Source organism: bacterium, assembly GCA_035945995.1.
Taxonomy (GTDB): Bacteria; Sysuimicrobiota; Sysuimicrobiia; order Sysuimicrobiales; family Segetimicrobiaceae; genus DASSJF01.
Genome location: DASYZR010000135.1, coordinates 43,037 through 57,973 on the forward strand (window position 1 = coordinate 43,037; position 14,937 = coordinate 57,973).

Genomic DNA, 14,937 nt, shown 5'->3' on the forward strand with positions numbered 1-14,937 from the left:
GGGGCTGGTCGGCATCATGCTCCGCCTGAAGGGTGCATCCGTGACTACCGGTGTCGTGCCTTGGCAGGGGCGCGTCGCTCGCTGTCCTCGCGCCCAAAGACGTCGGTTACTAAGCACTCACGGCGACCAGGCGGGCGCATCCAGCTGTTGGCGGCCGGGACTTGCCACGAACCCCGCCGCCTTCGCGCACACGAGGCCGGGGGCGTAGGACATGTTGCGGAATTTCGTCTCCTTGTTCGACTTCCGCGCTTCGGTGGGCTATTTGCCGGATCTGGCCAAAGGCGCACTGGTTAGTGTCGAACTGACAGTGACGGTCATGGCGCTCAGCCTCGTTTTCGGGTTATTCGTCGCCTTGGCGCGCATTACTCGACTCAAATCAATTCGGGCTGTGGCGACCATTTACATGGAGCTTATCCGCGGCACGCCGGCCCTGCTGCAGCTATTTTACGTGTACTTTGTGCTGCCCGTGTTTGGGATCCGATTCCCGCCGTTCACCGCCGGGGTAATCGGCCTGACCCTGAACTACTCGGCATATCTGTCCGAAGTGTACCGGGCCGGGATTCAAGCAGTGGCGAAGGGTCAACTCGAGGCGGCGCAAGCTCTGGGGATGTCCCGGATGACGACGATGCGCTTGATTATCCTCCCGCAGGCGATCCGCATCGTCGTGCCGCCGCTGGGTAACTACTTCATCGGTCTCTTCAAGGACACCGCCCTCGCATCCATCATCACGGTGAAAGAACTCTTCTTTTCGGGGCAGATCGTGTCCTCGGTTAACTACCAGTACTTCACCGTGTTTACGCTGATCGGGCTGTTTTACCTGGCGTTGTCCTACCCAGGATCTTTGGGTGTGCAGTTCTTGGAGCGTCGTCTGCGGATCGGGACGCGTCGACAACCCCCCGCATCCACGGCTCGCGTGCCGCAGGAGGCCGTCTGAATGATCCGGTTAGAGCAGGTCAGCAAGTGGTACGGCCGGCATCAGGTCCTGCGCGACGTGACGTTGGAGGTAACCAAAGGCGAGGTCGTATGTATCATTGGACCTTCGGGCTCCGGAAAGACAACCCTCCTGCGCTGCGTCAATCATCTCGAGCGCATTGACGGCGGAACGATCTATATCGAGGGTACTCCGGTTTACCGATTCACGCGAAGCGGCGTGGTGCGAGTGGATCCCGACCATCGGATCGAAGCGCTCCGCTCTCAAGTGGGAATGGTGTTCCAGTCGTTCAACTTGTTCCCGCATTTCACGGCACTGGAGAACATCATGGTGGCTCCCGTACACGTCCGTCGAGAGCCACGCGACGCGGCACGAGTCAGCGCGCTCGATCTTCTGGCCAAGGTCGGGCTGTCTGACAAGGTCGACGCGTATCCTCATGAGCTCAGCGGCGGACAGCAGCAGCGAGTGGCGATTGCGCGAGCACTGGCGATGCGCCCCAAGGTGATGATGTTTGATGAGGTGACGTCGGCCCTGGATCCTGAACTCGTCGGAGAAGTACTCCGGGTCATGCGTCAACTTGCCGCGGACGGGATGACCATGCTCGTGGTCACTCACGAGATGGGGTTCGCGCGTGATGTCGCCGACCGCGTCGTGTTCATGGCTGACGGGATTGTGATTGAAGAAGGGACTCCTCAACAGATCTTCGCCGCCCCGAGGAACGAGCGCACACGACAGTTCCTGCGCTCTATTCGCGAGCGAGACGAGTCGTTGGGAAATCAGCGAGTTTCGACGCTGAACGACGCATAGCAAAGCAGCCTTCTTGCGCGGTGGGCCGGGTGGCAACGGTTGGGTGTGACTCCGTGGGTCGGCGCGCGCTACTGGGGGACACGAACTTGTCAGAAGCGATTGTCACAGTGGAGGATGAAAAGTTGTTCACTGAGGAGCCGGAGATTGAGTTGGCGGCCTGGCTGGTTGACGACGGGTCGACCGTGGCTGAAGGACAGCCGATCGCCCAGGTCATGACGGCCAAAGTCACGGTGGAGGTCCCGGCGCCCGCCGCGGGTCGTCTCCGGATCGAGTGCCAACCTGGTCAGCTGCTTCGCCGTGGTGGCCGGCTCGGGGTGATTATCAGTGAGTGACGCGACGCTGCTACGGGCGGAGTGGCTGCCACGGTACGGCGCCCAGGCGTGGGGCTTGATGTCTCTCATTCGAGAGATCGAGAACCGGCTTGCGGGGTACTTGCAACGCGGCTATATCCGTGGATCGACGCACCCCTCTGTCGGCATGGAAGCCGTCGCGGTCGGCGTCAGTCTCAATTTGCAAGCAGCGGACCTGATTACGAGCACCCATCGCGGCCACGGGCATTGTCTTGCCAAAGGGGCCGAGCCGGAACGTGTGCTGGCCGAACTGTTCGGGCGCTCGTCCGGGTACTGCGGGGGCAAAGGCGGCTCAATGCATTTGGCGGCCCGTGAACTCGGCATCCTAGGCACGAACGGGATCGTGGGTGCGAGCGTGGGCTTGGCCACCGGAGCCGCGCTGGCCGCGCGACAGCGAGCGACGGGACGGGTTGCGGCCGCATACTTCGGCGAAGGCGGGATCAACCAAGGAATCTTCCACGAGGCGCTCAATCTCGCGGCGATCTGGAAGCTCCCGTGTATTTACGTGTGTGAGAACAATCACTACGCCCAATCGTCGCCGGTGGAAGAAATGGCGAGCGTGCGGGACCTGTCCATCCGCGCGCACGCGTACGGGATTCCTGGCGTGAACGTCGACGGCATGGACGTCTACGCGGTCTGGACGGCGGCCCACGAGGCAGTGGCGCGCGCTCAGCGTGGCGAGGGTCCCACGCTAATTATCGCCGACACCTATCGATTTCTCGGACACATGGTGGGTGATACCGAGATGTATCGATCGGCGACGGAGCGCGATTCGTGGAAAGGACGGGATCCAATCACGCGACTAGAGACCGAGCTCATTAACGCCGGCGTCGCAAGCGACCGGTCGCTCAACGAGATGCAGGGTGCCATTGCCGCGTGCGTAGACGTCGCGGAGAGGAACGCGTTGGCCGCCCCCGAGCCGGCGCCAGAGGAAGCGTATCAAGGGGTCTATGGAGGCGTCTCGCCGTGAACGAGACCTTGCTCTGGCGCGCTCTCAACGAGAGCCTGCGGTCCATCCTGGCCGAGGACGACCGGGTCTTCGTCATGGGCGAGGACCTGTCCCGGTGGGGGTCGGGCGGCGGCATCTACGGGGTGACGCGCGGGCTGCTGGCTGAATTCGGGCCCGATCGCGTTCGAGAAACCCCAATCAGTGAAGAGGGCATTTTGGCCGCGGCGGTGGGCGCGGCGCTCGGCGGCTGCCGGCCAGTTGTGGAAATCATGTACTCTGATTTCTCGCTGCTCGGGTTTGATCCGATTGTCAATCAAGCTGCGAAAATTCGGTACATGTTCGGAGGCCAGTTTGATGTCCCGCTCGTGGTTCGGACACCGACGGGGTGGGCGCCCGGAAAGGCCGCCCAGCATACCCAGTCGCTCGACACCCTCTTTGCCCATATCCCGGGGCTCGAGGTGGTCGTCCCATCCACCCCGGACGACGCGTACGGGCTCCTTCGGTCCGCCGTCGCCAGTCCAAACCCCACGATTTTCCTCGAGCACAAGCAGCTGTACAACGTCCGTGGCCCGCTCACAAGAAGCGCAACGCCGCTTGGGAAGGCCAACATCATCCGGAGCGGGCAAGACGCGACGGTCGTGGCGACGCAGTTCATGGTGCATCGCAGCCTCAGCGTGGCCGATCGAATGCGCGCCGAGGGCGTCGAACTCGAAATCGTGGACCTGCGCACGCTGTATCCCCTTGATCTGGAGACCGTGATCGCATCTGCGCGCAAGACGCGGCATGCGCTGGTGTGCCATGAAGCACCGCTGCTCTATGGCTTCGGCGGCGAGCTCGCATCGGCGATCTCCGCCGCCTGCTGGCGCGATCTCGACGCGCCGGTCCAACGCGTGGGCGGGGCCAGAGCGCCGATGCCCTATGCGGCGGCGCTCGAGAAGGAAGTGATTCCGTCGGAAGCCACGATCGAAGCCGGCATACGCGCGGTCCTCCGCGAGGGACGCGGCGAGCAGATGTCGATCAGCGGCTGAGCCGTGCTCCTTCGCTCACGCGACGTCGACGCGCGACGAATCACCAACGAGGAGATCGATGAAACCTGATACGGCCCTGGCACACGCCGGCGGGGACCCGCAGAACCGCTTCGGCATTGTGAATCCACCGGTGTATCGAGCGTCGACCGTGCTCTTTCGCACCGTGGAGGATTTCGAACGGCGGGCGGAGCGCAAGTACACGGGGTTTTGGTATGGCACGCATGGCACGCCAACCACGTTCGCGCTGACCGAGGCACTCGCCGAGCTCTCGGGCGGCCACAAGTCGCTTGTCACATCGTCTGGTCTCTCCGCGATCGCGCAAGCCCTGACCGCGTTCCTTCGGCAAGGGGACCACGTGTTGGTGGCGGACAGCGTCTATGGCCCGACTCGCCTTTTCTGCACCTCGGTGCTGGCGCGCTTCGGCGTTGACGTGACGTTCTATGATCCGGATGCTGGCTTGGAAATCGCCGCGCTCATGCGGCCGACCACCAAAGTGGTCTACGCGGAAGCCCCAGGGTCCCTGACATTCGACATGCAGGATATACCGGCAATCGCGAAAGTGGCCCACGCGCACGGGGCGGTGCTGATTTTCGACAACACGTGGGCCACGCCCCTTAACTTCCGCTCGTTCGATCACGGGGTCGACGTAGAGCTTCAAGCGGCCACTAAATATCTGGCGGGCCACTCAGATCTCCTGCTCGGCGTAATTACGACTCGATCTGAATGTCTTTTCCGCGCGGTGAGAGACGGCGTAGAAGAATTTGGCGACTGTGTCGCGCCTGATCTTTGCTACGAGACCCTCCGCGGACTGCGCACATTGGCAGTTCGCCTTCGTCACCACGAACGCTCCGCGATCCAAATCGCAGAGTGGCTCTCGTCGCGGCCCGAGGTGTCCCGCGTGCTTCACCCGGCACTCCCCAGCGATCGCGGACATGATCTCTGGAAGCGAGACTTCCTTGGCGCTTCAAGTCTATTCGGCGTGCTCCTGCGATCCGAGTCCGAACCCGCAGCCGCTGCGATGCTTGATGGTCTTCGACTGTTCAAGATCGGTGCCAGCTTCGGCGGATTCGAGAGCCTCATCATCCCTGCGCGTCCGGCAGAACACCGTACTGCGCGGCCGTGGCGGGAATCGGGGATTCTGCTGCGGCTGCATGTTGGGCTTGAGGCCGTGGAGGATTTAATTCTGGACCTCCAGCACGGATTCGATCGTCTCAGCGCCCGGTTGCGCGCGGATCGGTCTGGTCCAGCGACGCGCCGAAGTTCGGTCCCTTCCTAAGAGCCTCATGCGATCAGGGCCCAACACGATCAGCCAGTTCGACAACCGTCGCTGTCGCCAATCGGGGAGCAGGTCGCGGAACGACGCGGTTTCGTCTTCGAGGAGGATCCGCGTATGGCACTTGTTGATCGTCTGGACCATATCGTGCTCACCGTCCGAGACATCGAGGCAACCTGCGCCTTCTACTCTAACGTGCTTGGGATGAGGCCTGTCGTGTTCGATGGAGATCACTGGGCGCTGCATTTTGGTTCTCAAAAAATCAACTTGCATAGGACAGGCCACGAATTCGAACCGAAAGCCGAGCGTGCGACCCCGGGGGCGGCCGATTTGTGCTTCATCACTCTCACCCAAATGGATGTCGTCGTAGCGCATCTCCAAGCCCATCAGGTCAGGGTAATTGAGGGACCCGGACCCCAGGTCGGCGCCATCGGGCAGCTCACCTCTGTATATTTCCACGACCCTGACGGAAACCTAATCGAGATCTCCAATTACGACCAACCAAACATGGTCACAGAATCTTGCAACGCTCGATCAAGGGAGTCGGGAGCGCAGTGATGGGGGGCATGCCACATGATGGGCACGAATCCCCGCGCGCCTACGTAGGAGACGCGGCGAGCGGTGCGCGGCGACGACACCCAGAGTGGTTGAAAGTAAGGCTTCCGACCGGCCCGTACTTCCGCGAGTTAGTCGCGATCGTGCGTACGCAGGCGCTGCACACCGTCTGCGAGGAGGCGCGCTGTCCCAACATCGGCGATTGTTGGAACCGCCGGACGGCGACCTTCCTGATCCTCGGCAACGTGTGCACGCGGCATTGCGCGTACTGTGCGATCGCGCATGGACTGCCGGCTGAACTGGATCTGCAGGAGCCAGTCCGCGTCGCAGAGGCGGTCGAGAAGATGGGCCTCCGGCATGCGGTCATCACTTCCGTAGACCGTGATGATCTGGCCGATGGTGGAGCTGGAATATTCGCGGCGACGATCCAAGCGATCCGCAAGCGCACGCCGCGTTGCTCTGTCGAAGTGTTGATTCCAGACTTCAAGGGCCATCATACTGCTCTTCGCACCGTTCTCACCGCTGAGCCGGACATTGTGAACCATAACATTGAGACGGTGCCGCGATTGTTCCGCGCCGTGCGTGTCGGTGGCAACTACCGGCGCTCGCTCGACCTTCTGGCCCGGGCAAAGACATGGGGACGACGTGGCCTTACGAAAAGCGGCATAATGGTTGGCCTCGGTGAAACGCGCGACGAGGTGCGTTCGACCATGCGCGATTTGCGCGAGGTCGGCTGCGACATTCTAACTATCGGACAGTACTTGCGGCCGGGCAAGGACTACTTACCGGTCGTTCGTCACTATGACCCGCGCGAGTTTGCCTTGTTCAAAGTCGAAGGACTTGAGATGGGGTTCCGCTATGTCGAGTCGGGGCCGCTCGTCCGCAGCAGCTATCACGCCGACGAACAAGCGGCGGCGATCGGACGTGAGGGGCAATAGACGTATGAGAGCCTCGACGGCGACCGGTGGAGCCGAAGTACGCGCGCCGATTGGTGACCGGTTTCCCGAAGTCCTGACGCGCGAAGCCGTGGAGTTCGTCCTCGCGCTGCACCGCGAGTTCGACGAACGCCGCCGCGCGCTGCTCGCCAGGCGCGCTGAGCGCTGTGCGGAGATCGCCGCCGGACGCCTTCCGGATTTTCTCCCTGAGACGCGCGCGATCCGAGAGGCCGCGTGGAGCGTGGCTCCCGTACCGCGCGATCTCGAGGACCGCCGGGTCGAGATCACCGGGCCGGCCGATCGGAAGATGATCATCAACGCCCTCAACTCGGGGGCGAGCACCTTTATGGCGGACTTCGAGGACGCCAACGCCCCGACGTGGGACAACGTCATCGACGGTCACGTAAACATCATGGACGCCGTCCGCCGGACGATCGCCTACACCGGGCCGGACGGCAAAGCGTACCGGCTCGGCGAAGAGACCGCCACGCTGATCGTGCGGCCGCGCGGCTGGCACCTGCCGGAGACCCACGTGTACTTCGACGGACGGCCGGCTTCCGGCAGCCTGGTCGACTTCGGTCTGTATGTGTTTCACAACGCCCAGGCGCTGCTCGATCGCGGCACCGGCCCGTACTTCTACCTGCCCAAACTGGAGAGTCATCTCGAGGCGCGGCTCTGGAACGACGTCTTTGCGTTCGCCGAGGAGGCGCTCAGGATTCCGCGAGCGAGTATCCGAGCCACGGTGCTGGTCGAGCATATTCTCGTCGCGTTCGAGATGGAAGAGATCTTGTACGAACTCCGCGACCGCTCGGCGGGGCTCAACGCCGGCCGGTGGGACTACATTTACAGCATCATCAAGACGTTCCGCGAGCGGCCGGAGTTCGTGCTGCCCGACCGGTCGCAGGTCACGATGACCGTGCCGTTCATGCGCGCGTACACCGAGCTGCTGGTCAGCACCTGCCATCGCCGCGGCGCGTACGCGGTCGGCGGGATGGCGGCGTACATTCCGACGCGCCGCAATTCCGAGGTCAATCGCCAGGCGCTCGCCAAGGTCCGCGACGACAAGATCCGCGAGGCGACGGACGGGTTCGACGGCACGTGGGTGGCGCACCCCGGGCTCGTGGACGAGGCGATGCGCGCGTTCGACGGCGTGCTCGCGGGGCGCCGGCAGCAGCTTGCGCGGACGCGGGACGACGTGCGCGTTGCAGCGCGCGACCTGCTCGACGTGCGCGTGCCGGGCGGAACGATCACGGACGCCGGCCTGCGGACGAACGTACGGGTCGGCATCGAGTATCTCGAATCATGGCTGCGCGGCACGGGCGCCGCGGCGCTGTACAATCTGATGGAGGACGCCGCCACCGCCGAAATCGCGAGATCGCAGATCTGGCAGTGGGTCCGCCACAGCGCGCACCTAGACGACGGCCGGCCCGTGGCCGCGCGCCTCGTGCGGGCGGTGGCCGACGACGAACTGCAACGGATCCGGCAGTATCTCGGCCACGCGTTCGACCTCCGCCGCTTCGGGGAGGCGCGGGCGATCTTCGAGCGTGTCGCCCTCACCGACCCGTTCGTGGAGTTTCTGACGATTCCGGCGTACGAGCATCTCGCGTGACCCAGGAGGGCAAGGCGATGGTGAACGAGGTCAGCACGCGGATCGACGAACAGGCGGCGATTCTGGCGCGACGTTGGGCCGCCGACCGCCGGTGGGGGGGCATCCGCCGGCCGTATGACGCCCGCGACGTGGTCCGCCTGCGCGGCTCGGTGGACGTGCAGTACAGTCTTGCCGCAGCGGGCGCGGCGCGCCTGTGGCACCTTCTCCACACCGAGGAGTACGTGCCGGCGCTCGGTGCGTTGACCGGCAACCAGGCGGTGCAGATCGTCCGAGCCGGCGTGCGGGCGATCTATTTGAGCGGCTGGCAGGTGGCCGCCGACAACAATTTGGCCGGCGAGATGTATCCCGACCTCAGCCTCTATCCGGCGACCAGCGCGCCGTCCCTCGTGCGGCAGATCAACAACGCCCTGCGCCGCGCTGATCAAATCGAGTGGGCGGAGGGTCGGCTGCGCCGCGATTGGCTGGCGCCGATCGTCGCCGACGCAGAGGCCGGCTTCGGCGGGCCGCTCAATGCCTTCGAGCTGATGAAACAGATGATCGAGGCCGGCGCCGCCGGCGTGCACTTCGAAGACCAGCTCGCTTCTGAGAAGAAATGCGGCCACATGGGCGGCAAAGTGCTCGTGCCCACAGCCCAATTCGTGCGGACCCTCACCGCGGCGCGTCTCGCCGCTGACGTGTTCGGCGTGCCGGCTGTGCTGATCGCGCGGACCGACGCGTTGGGCGCGACCCTGCTCACGAGCGACATCGATCCAGAGGACGGACGGTTCCTCACGGGCGAACGGACGCCGGAGGGCTACCACATCGTGACCCCCGGCCTCGACGCGGCAATCGCGCGGTCGCGAGCCTACGCGCCGTACGCCGATCTGTTGTGGTTCGAGACGGCCCGGCCGGACCTCGCGGAGGCCCGCCGGTTCGCCGAGGCGGTGCACCGCGACTTCCCGGGCAAGCTCCTCGCCTACAACTGCTCGCCTTCCTTCAACTGGAAGCGTCATCTCGACGACGCGACGATCGCCAGCTTCCAGCGCGAGCTCGCGACGATGGGCTACAAGTTTCAGTTCATCACGCTCGCGGGATTCCACGCGCTCAACGCGTCGATGTTCGAGCTGGCGCGCGGATACGCCGAGGCGGGCATGCCCGCATTCGTGCAGCTGCAGGACCACGAGTTTACGCTGGAGCGGCACGGCTACACTGCGACGCGCCACCAGCGCGAAGTCGGCGCTGGCTACTTCGACGCGGTGTCCGAAGTGATCGCGGGCGGGGCCAGTTCGACGCTTGCGCTGCGCGGGTCGACGGAAGAGGAGCAGTTCTCGGCCGACGATGCCGCCGCAGCGGAGGCCACGGTCGAGGCTGGCGAGGAGTAGCAATGAGCGGCCCAACTTCCACCCGACCGTCCCTTGGACATCGAATCCCACGACATTGAGCAGGCAGTCGGGGGATCCGCAATCGACACAACGAGTCGGTCTGAGGAGCTCGGTATGAGAGTTACCGATATCGAGACACTCTCTTGCGATGCGGGGTGGAGAAACTACCACTTCGTCAAACTGACCACGGACGCGGGGATCGTAGGCTGGAGCGAATTCGATGAGTGGTACGGGTCTCCGGGCGTCACAACTGTCATCGAACATCTCGCCGGGCGCGTAAAGGGACAGCCCGTCATGGCCCACGAGCGAATTCATGCCGAGCTCTACGCCGCTACCCGGATGGCGAATCGGGGCGTCGTGGGTGAGGGCATCGGGGCCATCGAGAACGCTCTATTAGATGCAAAAGCAAAAGCGTTACAGGTGCCCTGCTATCAGCTCCTGGGTGGCAAGCTGCGCGACCGCGTCCGCCTCTATTGGTCACACTGCGCGACGTGGCACATTCTGCATCCGCGATTCTACCCGCCGGCGATCACAAACTTAGAGGGTACCGAAGCCACCGCGGAGCAAGTCCGAGCGCGGCGCTTCACCGCATTGAAAACGAATATGTTCATATACGAGCAGGGGTCGGTCCGCGGCTGGCATCCCGGATTTGCGCACCCGTTCGTGCCCGAACTCACCGTAGACAAGACGGTAAGGCGAAATCTGCGAGCCCATCTGGAGGCCCTTCGGTCCGGTGCCGGACCGGACATTGAAATCCTGCTCGACCTCAACTTCAATGCAAAAACTGCAGGTTATCTCGAGATCCTCAGCGATGTTGCGGATCTCGATCTATCGTGGGTCGAAATTGATACCTACAGCCCCAAAGCGCTTGCGTATATCCGCGCTCGCAGTGCCCACCCTGTGGCGTCCTGTGAGACGCTGTTCGGACTTCGTGACTTTCTGCCGTACTTCCACGAACACGCGATGGACATCGCTATCGTCGACGCGGTGTGGAACGGAGCATGGCAGACGATGAAGATTTCGGCTGCCGCCGAGGCGTACGAAACGAATGTGGCGCTGCACAACTTCTACGGTCACTTGAGCACCATGATCAACGGTCACATCGGCGCAGCTATCCCGAATCTCCACATCCTTGAGTATGACGGCGATCGACTGTCGTGGGATGCGGAGCTGTTCACACATGTGCCGGAAATCGACGACGGCCACCTCATCGTCCCGGATAGGCCGGGGTGGGGCACCGAGCCGAACGAAGACGCGATCCGACGTCGTCCACCCCAAGCGCGGTCCGGCACGATGACCATCAGCACCTAGGCTCTGAAGCCCACCAATGACTCTGTCGCGGCAGATTACGGTCCAGACCGGCGCTCGGCTCCGCTGCAAAGGGTGGCGGCAAGAATCCATCCTGCGTTTGCTCGAGAACAACCTCGTAAACGCCGAACGTCCCGAGGATCTCGTCGTGTACGGGGGTGGATCCAAGGCTGCACGGGACTGGGAGAGTCTCGATAAGATCGTACGCTCTCTCCACTGCCTGGAGACCTGCGAGACACTCGTCATTCAGTCCGGGAAACCCATTGGCATTTTTGAGACGGGGGAGAACGCCCCTCTCGTTATCATGTCAAACGGGACAACCATTACTGCGACCCAGGAGGAGATAGCGAACTTACGGCGACGTAATCTCACGATTCACCCGGGCATGACCGCGGCCGCATGGCAGTACATCGGCAGCCAGGGGATCATCCAGGGCACGTACGAGACCTTTATGGCCGCTGCGCGGCGATTCTTTGGTGGGAGCCTGGTGGGCCGAACTATTCTCACGGCAGGCTCGGGTGGCATGGGCGGTGCTCAACCTCTGGCCGGCGTACTGGCAGGCGCTGCAATTCTCGTCGCAGACGTTCGCCTCGATCGTTTGGCCCGCCGCGCGCGAGAAGGGTATCTCGAGCGACTCGCGCCGACGGTGCCGGAAGCTGTTCGCCTGTGGATGTTGGCTGCCCGGGAGCGTAGAGCTGCCTCGATCGGCGTCGCTGCCAACATCGTGGACGTGCTGGAGCATTTCGAGCGTCACAGCATCGTTCCGAACATCGCCACGGATCAGACGACACCGGATCCATTGTTGGGCTATGTCCCTGCCGGCATCAGCGGGGAAGAGTGTGATCGTCTCGCATGGACGGATCCCGGGAAATTGATCGACCTAGCGGGAGCGACGCTGGCTCGGCACGTTCAGGGCTTGTTGGCACTAATGCGCAAAGGGACGGTCGTGTTTGAGTACGGCAACGGCTTGCGCGAGCGCGCTCTGGCCAACGGGGTTGCGAACGCGTTTGATATCCCCGGATTCGTTGATCTGTTCATTCGCCCCATGTTCTGCGAAGGGATCGGCCCGTTCCGTTTCATCGCGATCGAAGGCCATCCCGACACAATCTTCCGAATCGACGAAGCGTTGATGGAGATGTTTCGGGACGTGCCGCGGATTACGGAGTGGCTCACGAAGGCATCCCGTGTCAAGTTCACAGGGTTGCCCGCTCGAGTCTGCTGGCTTGGGCACGGAGAGCGCACGGAAGCCGCGCTGGCCGTGAACGATCTCATCGAAAAGGGGGACATCGCCGGCCCAGTGGCGTTGACTCGAGATCATCTGGACTCTGGAAGTGTCACGTGCCGCTTTCGTGAGACGGAGAACATGCGGGATGGTAGCGATTGCATCGCCGATTGGCCGATTCTGAACGGTCTGCTGGACGCCATCGCGGGAGCCGATCTCGTCGCGATACACGAGGCCTACGGACGTTCGCTAAACGCGGGCCCCACGGTCATCGCGGATGGAACGGCGCACGCTCGGGAGCGCATCCGACGCGTGATGCACGCAGATACGGGGCTCGGCGTGCTCCGCCATGCCGATGCGGGGTACGAGACCGCCATTGCCGCCCGGAATCGGCATCAGCTTGGGCTCGACGTACGATTGGCCAGACATGACGACACGCCCACGACTCCGCAGTGAGAACGCTAACGACTGGAGATGTTGAGGCTGCCGTGTACGGGGGCCTCGTGTTGGGGGCCGGAGGGGGAGGCCTCGAGGAGGGCCTACGGCAGGCTCAAATGGTGCTTGAGTTTGGCCAGCCAAGGCTGGCGGATCTGGATGATTTCGAGGACGGCGACTTGGCGATCGTGACGACCGGCGTTGGTGCTCCCGGAGGGCACACAAGCAGTGTCTTTCCGAGGGACCGGCTGCGCGCCTTCGAGTTGATCCGCGCGGCCATCGCCCAACGCGAGGACACCCGAAACGGGAGACTCGTCGGCACAGTGATGGGGCACCCGAGTGCGCGTGTGGCGACGTCGTGGCTGCACGCTGCGCTTGACCCGAACATTGTGGTACTCGATTGCGCGACGAACGGTCGCGGCCACCCGTCCGTGCGGATGGGCGGAATGGGATTGGCTTCGCGCCTCGACGTTGCGATCTTCCAAGCGGCAGTGGGCGGCACCCTCGCTGACCGCGGTCGCATGGAATTGGTGGTCTGGGGGCCGCTTGCGTTGACGTCCGATGTCGTCAGACGCGCTTCCGATGTGCTGGGCGGAGGCATCTCCGCGTGTCGAGGTCCGGTTTCAATTGGCTTCTTGCGCACGGCCGCAGCCGTCGGTTCGGTCAGCATGAGCATTCATCTTGGCCGAGCGATGATCGCCGCGCTCGGTCGGGGACCCGACGCGTTCATTGACGCGATCGTGTCGACGCTGAACGCGAACGTTGTGCTGGCGGGATTGGTGACGGAGCAGACCGTTCGCCTCCGGGGAGCGTACGACGTCGGTTGCGTCGTGGTGGCGGACGGCGGCCACGTCGCAGAGCTTGGCGTGGTGAACGAGTTCCTCACGCTCGATGTCGACGGAATTCGAATGTCGTCCTTCCCCGACCTGATCGTGCTTCTATCGCAGAAGGACGGTATGCCCATCGGCATTACTGCGTTGAAGCGCGGGGACCCGGTGATTATTGTCACCGTCCCGCATGCTTCGATACCACTTGGCGCGGGCGTGTGGGACGTACAAGCCTACCGAGGGGTGGAGGAACTGCTCGATCGCGAGTTGGTTCCTCCCGCATGTCGACGAGATTCGGCGGCGGATGGTCACGCAGAAGGCACAGAAAGCGCTCGCCGATCTTAGAGAGGAGATGACGCTACGCCGATGATACCGCCTCATGCGATTCCTGGGCCGTCTTCGTCTTCGGCGCGTCCAGCCGAGGCAGGAGTGAGGCCCTCGAGGATGCGAGCGATTATTGCCCGGCGCATGCTCGACAGTCTCAAATCAACCGCCCAATTGACTTTGACGACTGAAGTGAATATGGAGGAGGCCGCCCGACTGCGAACCGAGGTCGGACCGGAACTCGCGCGACGTCACGGCATTCACCTCACCTATACCGACCTCATCGTTCGGGCGGCAGCATTGGCGCTGCGGGCGCATCCTCGTCTGAACGCACGATGGGAAGACGAGGGGATCCGGCGCCTTCCGGACATCCATGTCGGGTTTGCCGTGGCGCTCGACGAAGGACTCATCGTCCCCGTGGTGCGCCACACCGATCACGCGACGCTCCAGCAAATTTCCGCGTCGATTCGCGACCTTGCCGAACGGGCGCACGCCAATCGACTGCGGCCGGAAGAGGTACGCGGCGGCACGTTCACGGTCACAAACCTCGGCATCTACGACGTTGACGCGTTTACGCCGATTCTTAATCCACCCGAGGCCGGCATTCTGGGGGTAGGCCGAGTGCGCCGGTGCGCCGTCGTCGCGGCCGAGCAGATTGCCCCAAAGCTGACAATGGTATTGTCTTTGACGTTCGACCACCGGATTGTAGATGGAGCACCGGCTGCACAATTCTTGCAACACGTCAAATCGATTCTTGAACGTCCGTATTTGCTGCTTCTTCCGCCGACTCCAGGATCTCAAGTGCCAACACCGGAGCATCACTCGTCCAGGACGGGCGTCGCACAGTCCGGGTGACCTGGACCGCGTCAACGTCGCGGCCGGAACTTCGGGGCGCGGCAGTCTCGGATGAGGACATCGAATACTACCTGTCTTATCTAGACGATCAAAACACAAAACATGGACTGGTAGAGTTACCGCAATGGCTCCTGCGTTCGTTGTGGCGTTCGGAACCGCGCGGTGTCC

Annotated in this window: 14 protein-coding genes; all 14 read left to right on the top strand. The window is 63.2% G+C overall.

Going from position 1 to position 14,937, the window contains the following annotated elements; translation table 11 throughout:
- Positions 1–211: 211 nt before the first annotated feature.
- The 14 genes from VGZ23_15445 to VGZ23_15510 all read left to right on the top strand — a co-directional run bounded on the left by VGZ23_15445 (position 212) and on the right by VGZ23_15510 (position 14,769).
- Positions 212–934: an amino acid ABC transporter permease gene (locus VGZ23_15445; GenBank protein HEV2358986.1), complete on the top strand. Its 723-nt coding sequence runs from the start codon at positions 212–214 to the stop codon at positions 932–934.
- Positions 935–1,738, top strand: a complete 804-nt coding sequence (locus tag VGZ23_15450) for an amino acid ABC transporter ATP-binding protein (protein ID HEV2358987.1) — start codon at positions 935–937, stop codon at positions 1,736–1,738. It abuts the gene before it with no gap.
- A gap of 122 nt (positions 1,739–1,860) precedes the next feature.
- Positions 1,861–2,070 carry a lipoyl domain-containing protein gene (locus tag VGZ23_15455; GenBank protein ID HEV2358988.1) on the top strand — a complete coding sequence of 70 codons (210 nt, stop codon included), beginning with the start codon at positions 1,861–1,863 and terminating at the stop codon, positions 2,068–2,070.
- Positions 2,063–3,058: a thiamine pyrophosphate-dependent dehydrogenase E1 component subunit alpha gene (locus tag VGZ23_15460; protein HEV2358989.1), complete on the top strand. Its 996-nt coding sequence runs from the start codon at positions 2,063–2,065 to the stop codon at positions 3,056–3,058. Before VGZ23_15455 ends, VGZ23_15460 begins: the two co-directional genes overlap by 8 nt.
- Positions 3,055–4,065, top strand: a complete 1,011-nt coding sequence (locus VGZ23_15465) for a transketolase C-terminal domain-containing protein (protein ID HEV2358990.1) — start codon at positions 3,055–3,057, stop codon at positions 4,063–4,065. The genes VGZ23_15460 and VGZ23_15465 overlap by 4 nt, the downstream gene beginning before the upstream one ends.
- Before the next feature lie 58 nt (positions 4,066–4,123).
- The gene (gene metC, locus VGZ23_15470; GenBank protein ID HEV2358991.1) at positions 4,124–5,341 is read left to right on the top strand and encodes a cystathionine beta-lyase; all 1,218 of its coding nucleotides are present in this window, start codon (positions 4,124–4,126) and stop codon (positions 5,339–5,341) included.
- A gap of 114 nt (positions 5,342–5,455) precedes the next feature.
- Positions 5,456–5,896, top strand: coding sequence for a VOC family protein (locus VGZ23_15475; protein ID HEV2358992.1), 441 nt, complete (start codon positions 5,456–5,458; stop codon positions 5,894–5,896).
- Between the two features lie 8 nt (positions 5,897–5,904).
- Positions 5,905–6,831 (top strand): lipoyl synthase, encoded by a 927-nt coding sequence (gene lipA, locus VGZ23_15480; protein HEV2358993.1) that lies wholly within the window; start codon positions 5,905–5,907, stop codon positions 6,829–6,831.
- A gap of 4 nt (positions 6,832–6,835) precedes the next feature.
- Complete coding sequence (gene aceB, locus VGZ23_15485; GenBank protein HEV2358994.1) at positions 6,836–8,437, top strand: malate synthase A; 1,602 nt, start codon at positions 6,836–6,838, stop codon at positions 8,435–8,437.
- A 17-nt stretch (positions 8,438–8,454) separates the two neighbouring features.
- On the top strand, positions 8,455–9,798 hold the full coding sequence (gene aceA / locus VGZ23_15490) for an isocitrate lyase (protein ID HEV2358995.1): 1,344 nt from the start codon (positions 8,455–8,457) through the stop codon (positions 9,796–9,798).
- Positions 9,799–9,912: 114 nt separating this feature from the next.
- Positions 9,913–11,109 carry a mandelate racemase/muconate lactonizing enzyme family protein gene (locus tag VGZ23_15495; protein ID HEV2358996.1) on the top strand — a complete coding sequence of 399 codons (1,197 nt, stop codon included), beginning with the start codon at positions 9,913–9,915 and terminating at the stop codon, positions 11,107–11,109.
- Between the two features lie 16 nt (positions 11,110–11,125).
- Complete coding sequence (locus VGZ23_15500) at positions 11,126–12,784, top strand: urocanate hydratase (protein HEV2358997.1); 1,659 nt, start codon at positions 11,126–11,128, stop codon at positions 12,782–12,784.
- Positions 12,781–13,935 carry a DUF917 family protein gene (locus VGZ23_15505; GenBank protein HEV2358998.1) on the top strand — a complete coding sequence of 385 codons (1,155 nt, stop codon included), beginning with the start codon at positions 12,781–12,783 and terminating at the stop codon, positions 13,933–13,935. Before VGZ23_15500 ends, VGZ23_15505 begins: the two co-directional genes overlap by 4 nt.
- 21 nt (positions 13,936–13,956) lie before the next feature.
- On the top strand, positions 13,957–14,769 hold the full coding sequence (locus tag VGZ23_15510; protein ID HEV2358999.1) for a dihydrolipoamide acetyltransferase family protein: 813 nt from the start codon (positions 13,957–13,959) through the stop codon (positions 14,767–14,769).
- The last annotated feature ends 168 nt before the right edge of the window (positions 14,770–14,937 follow it).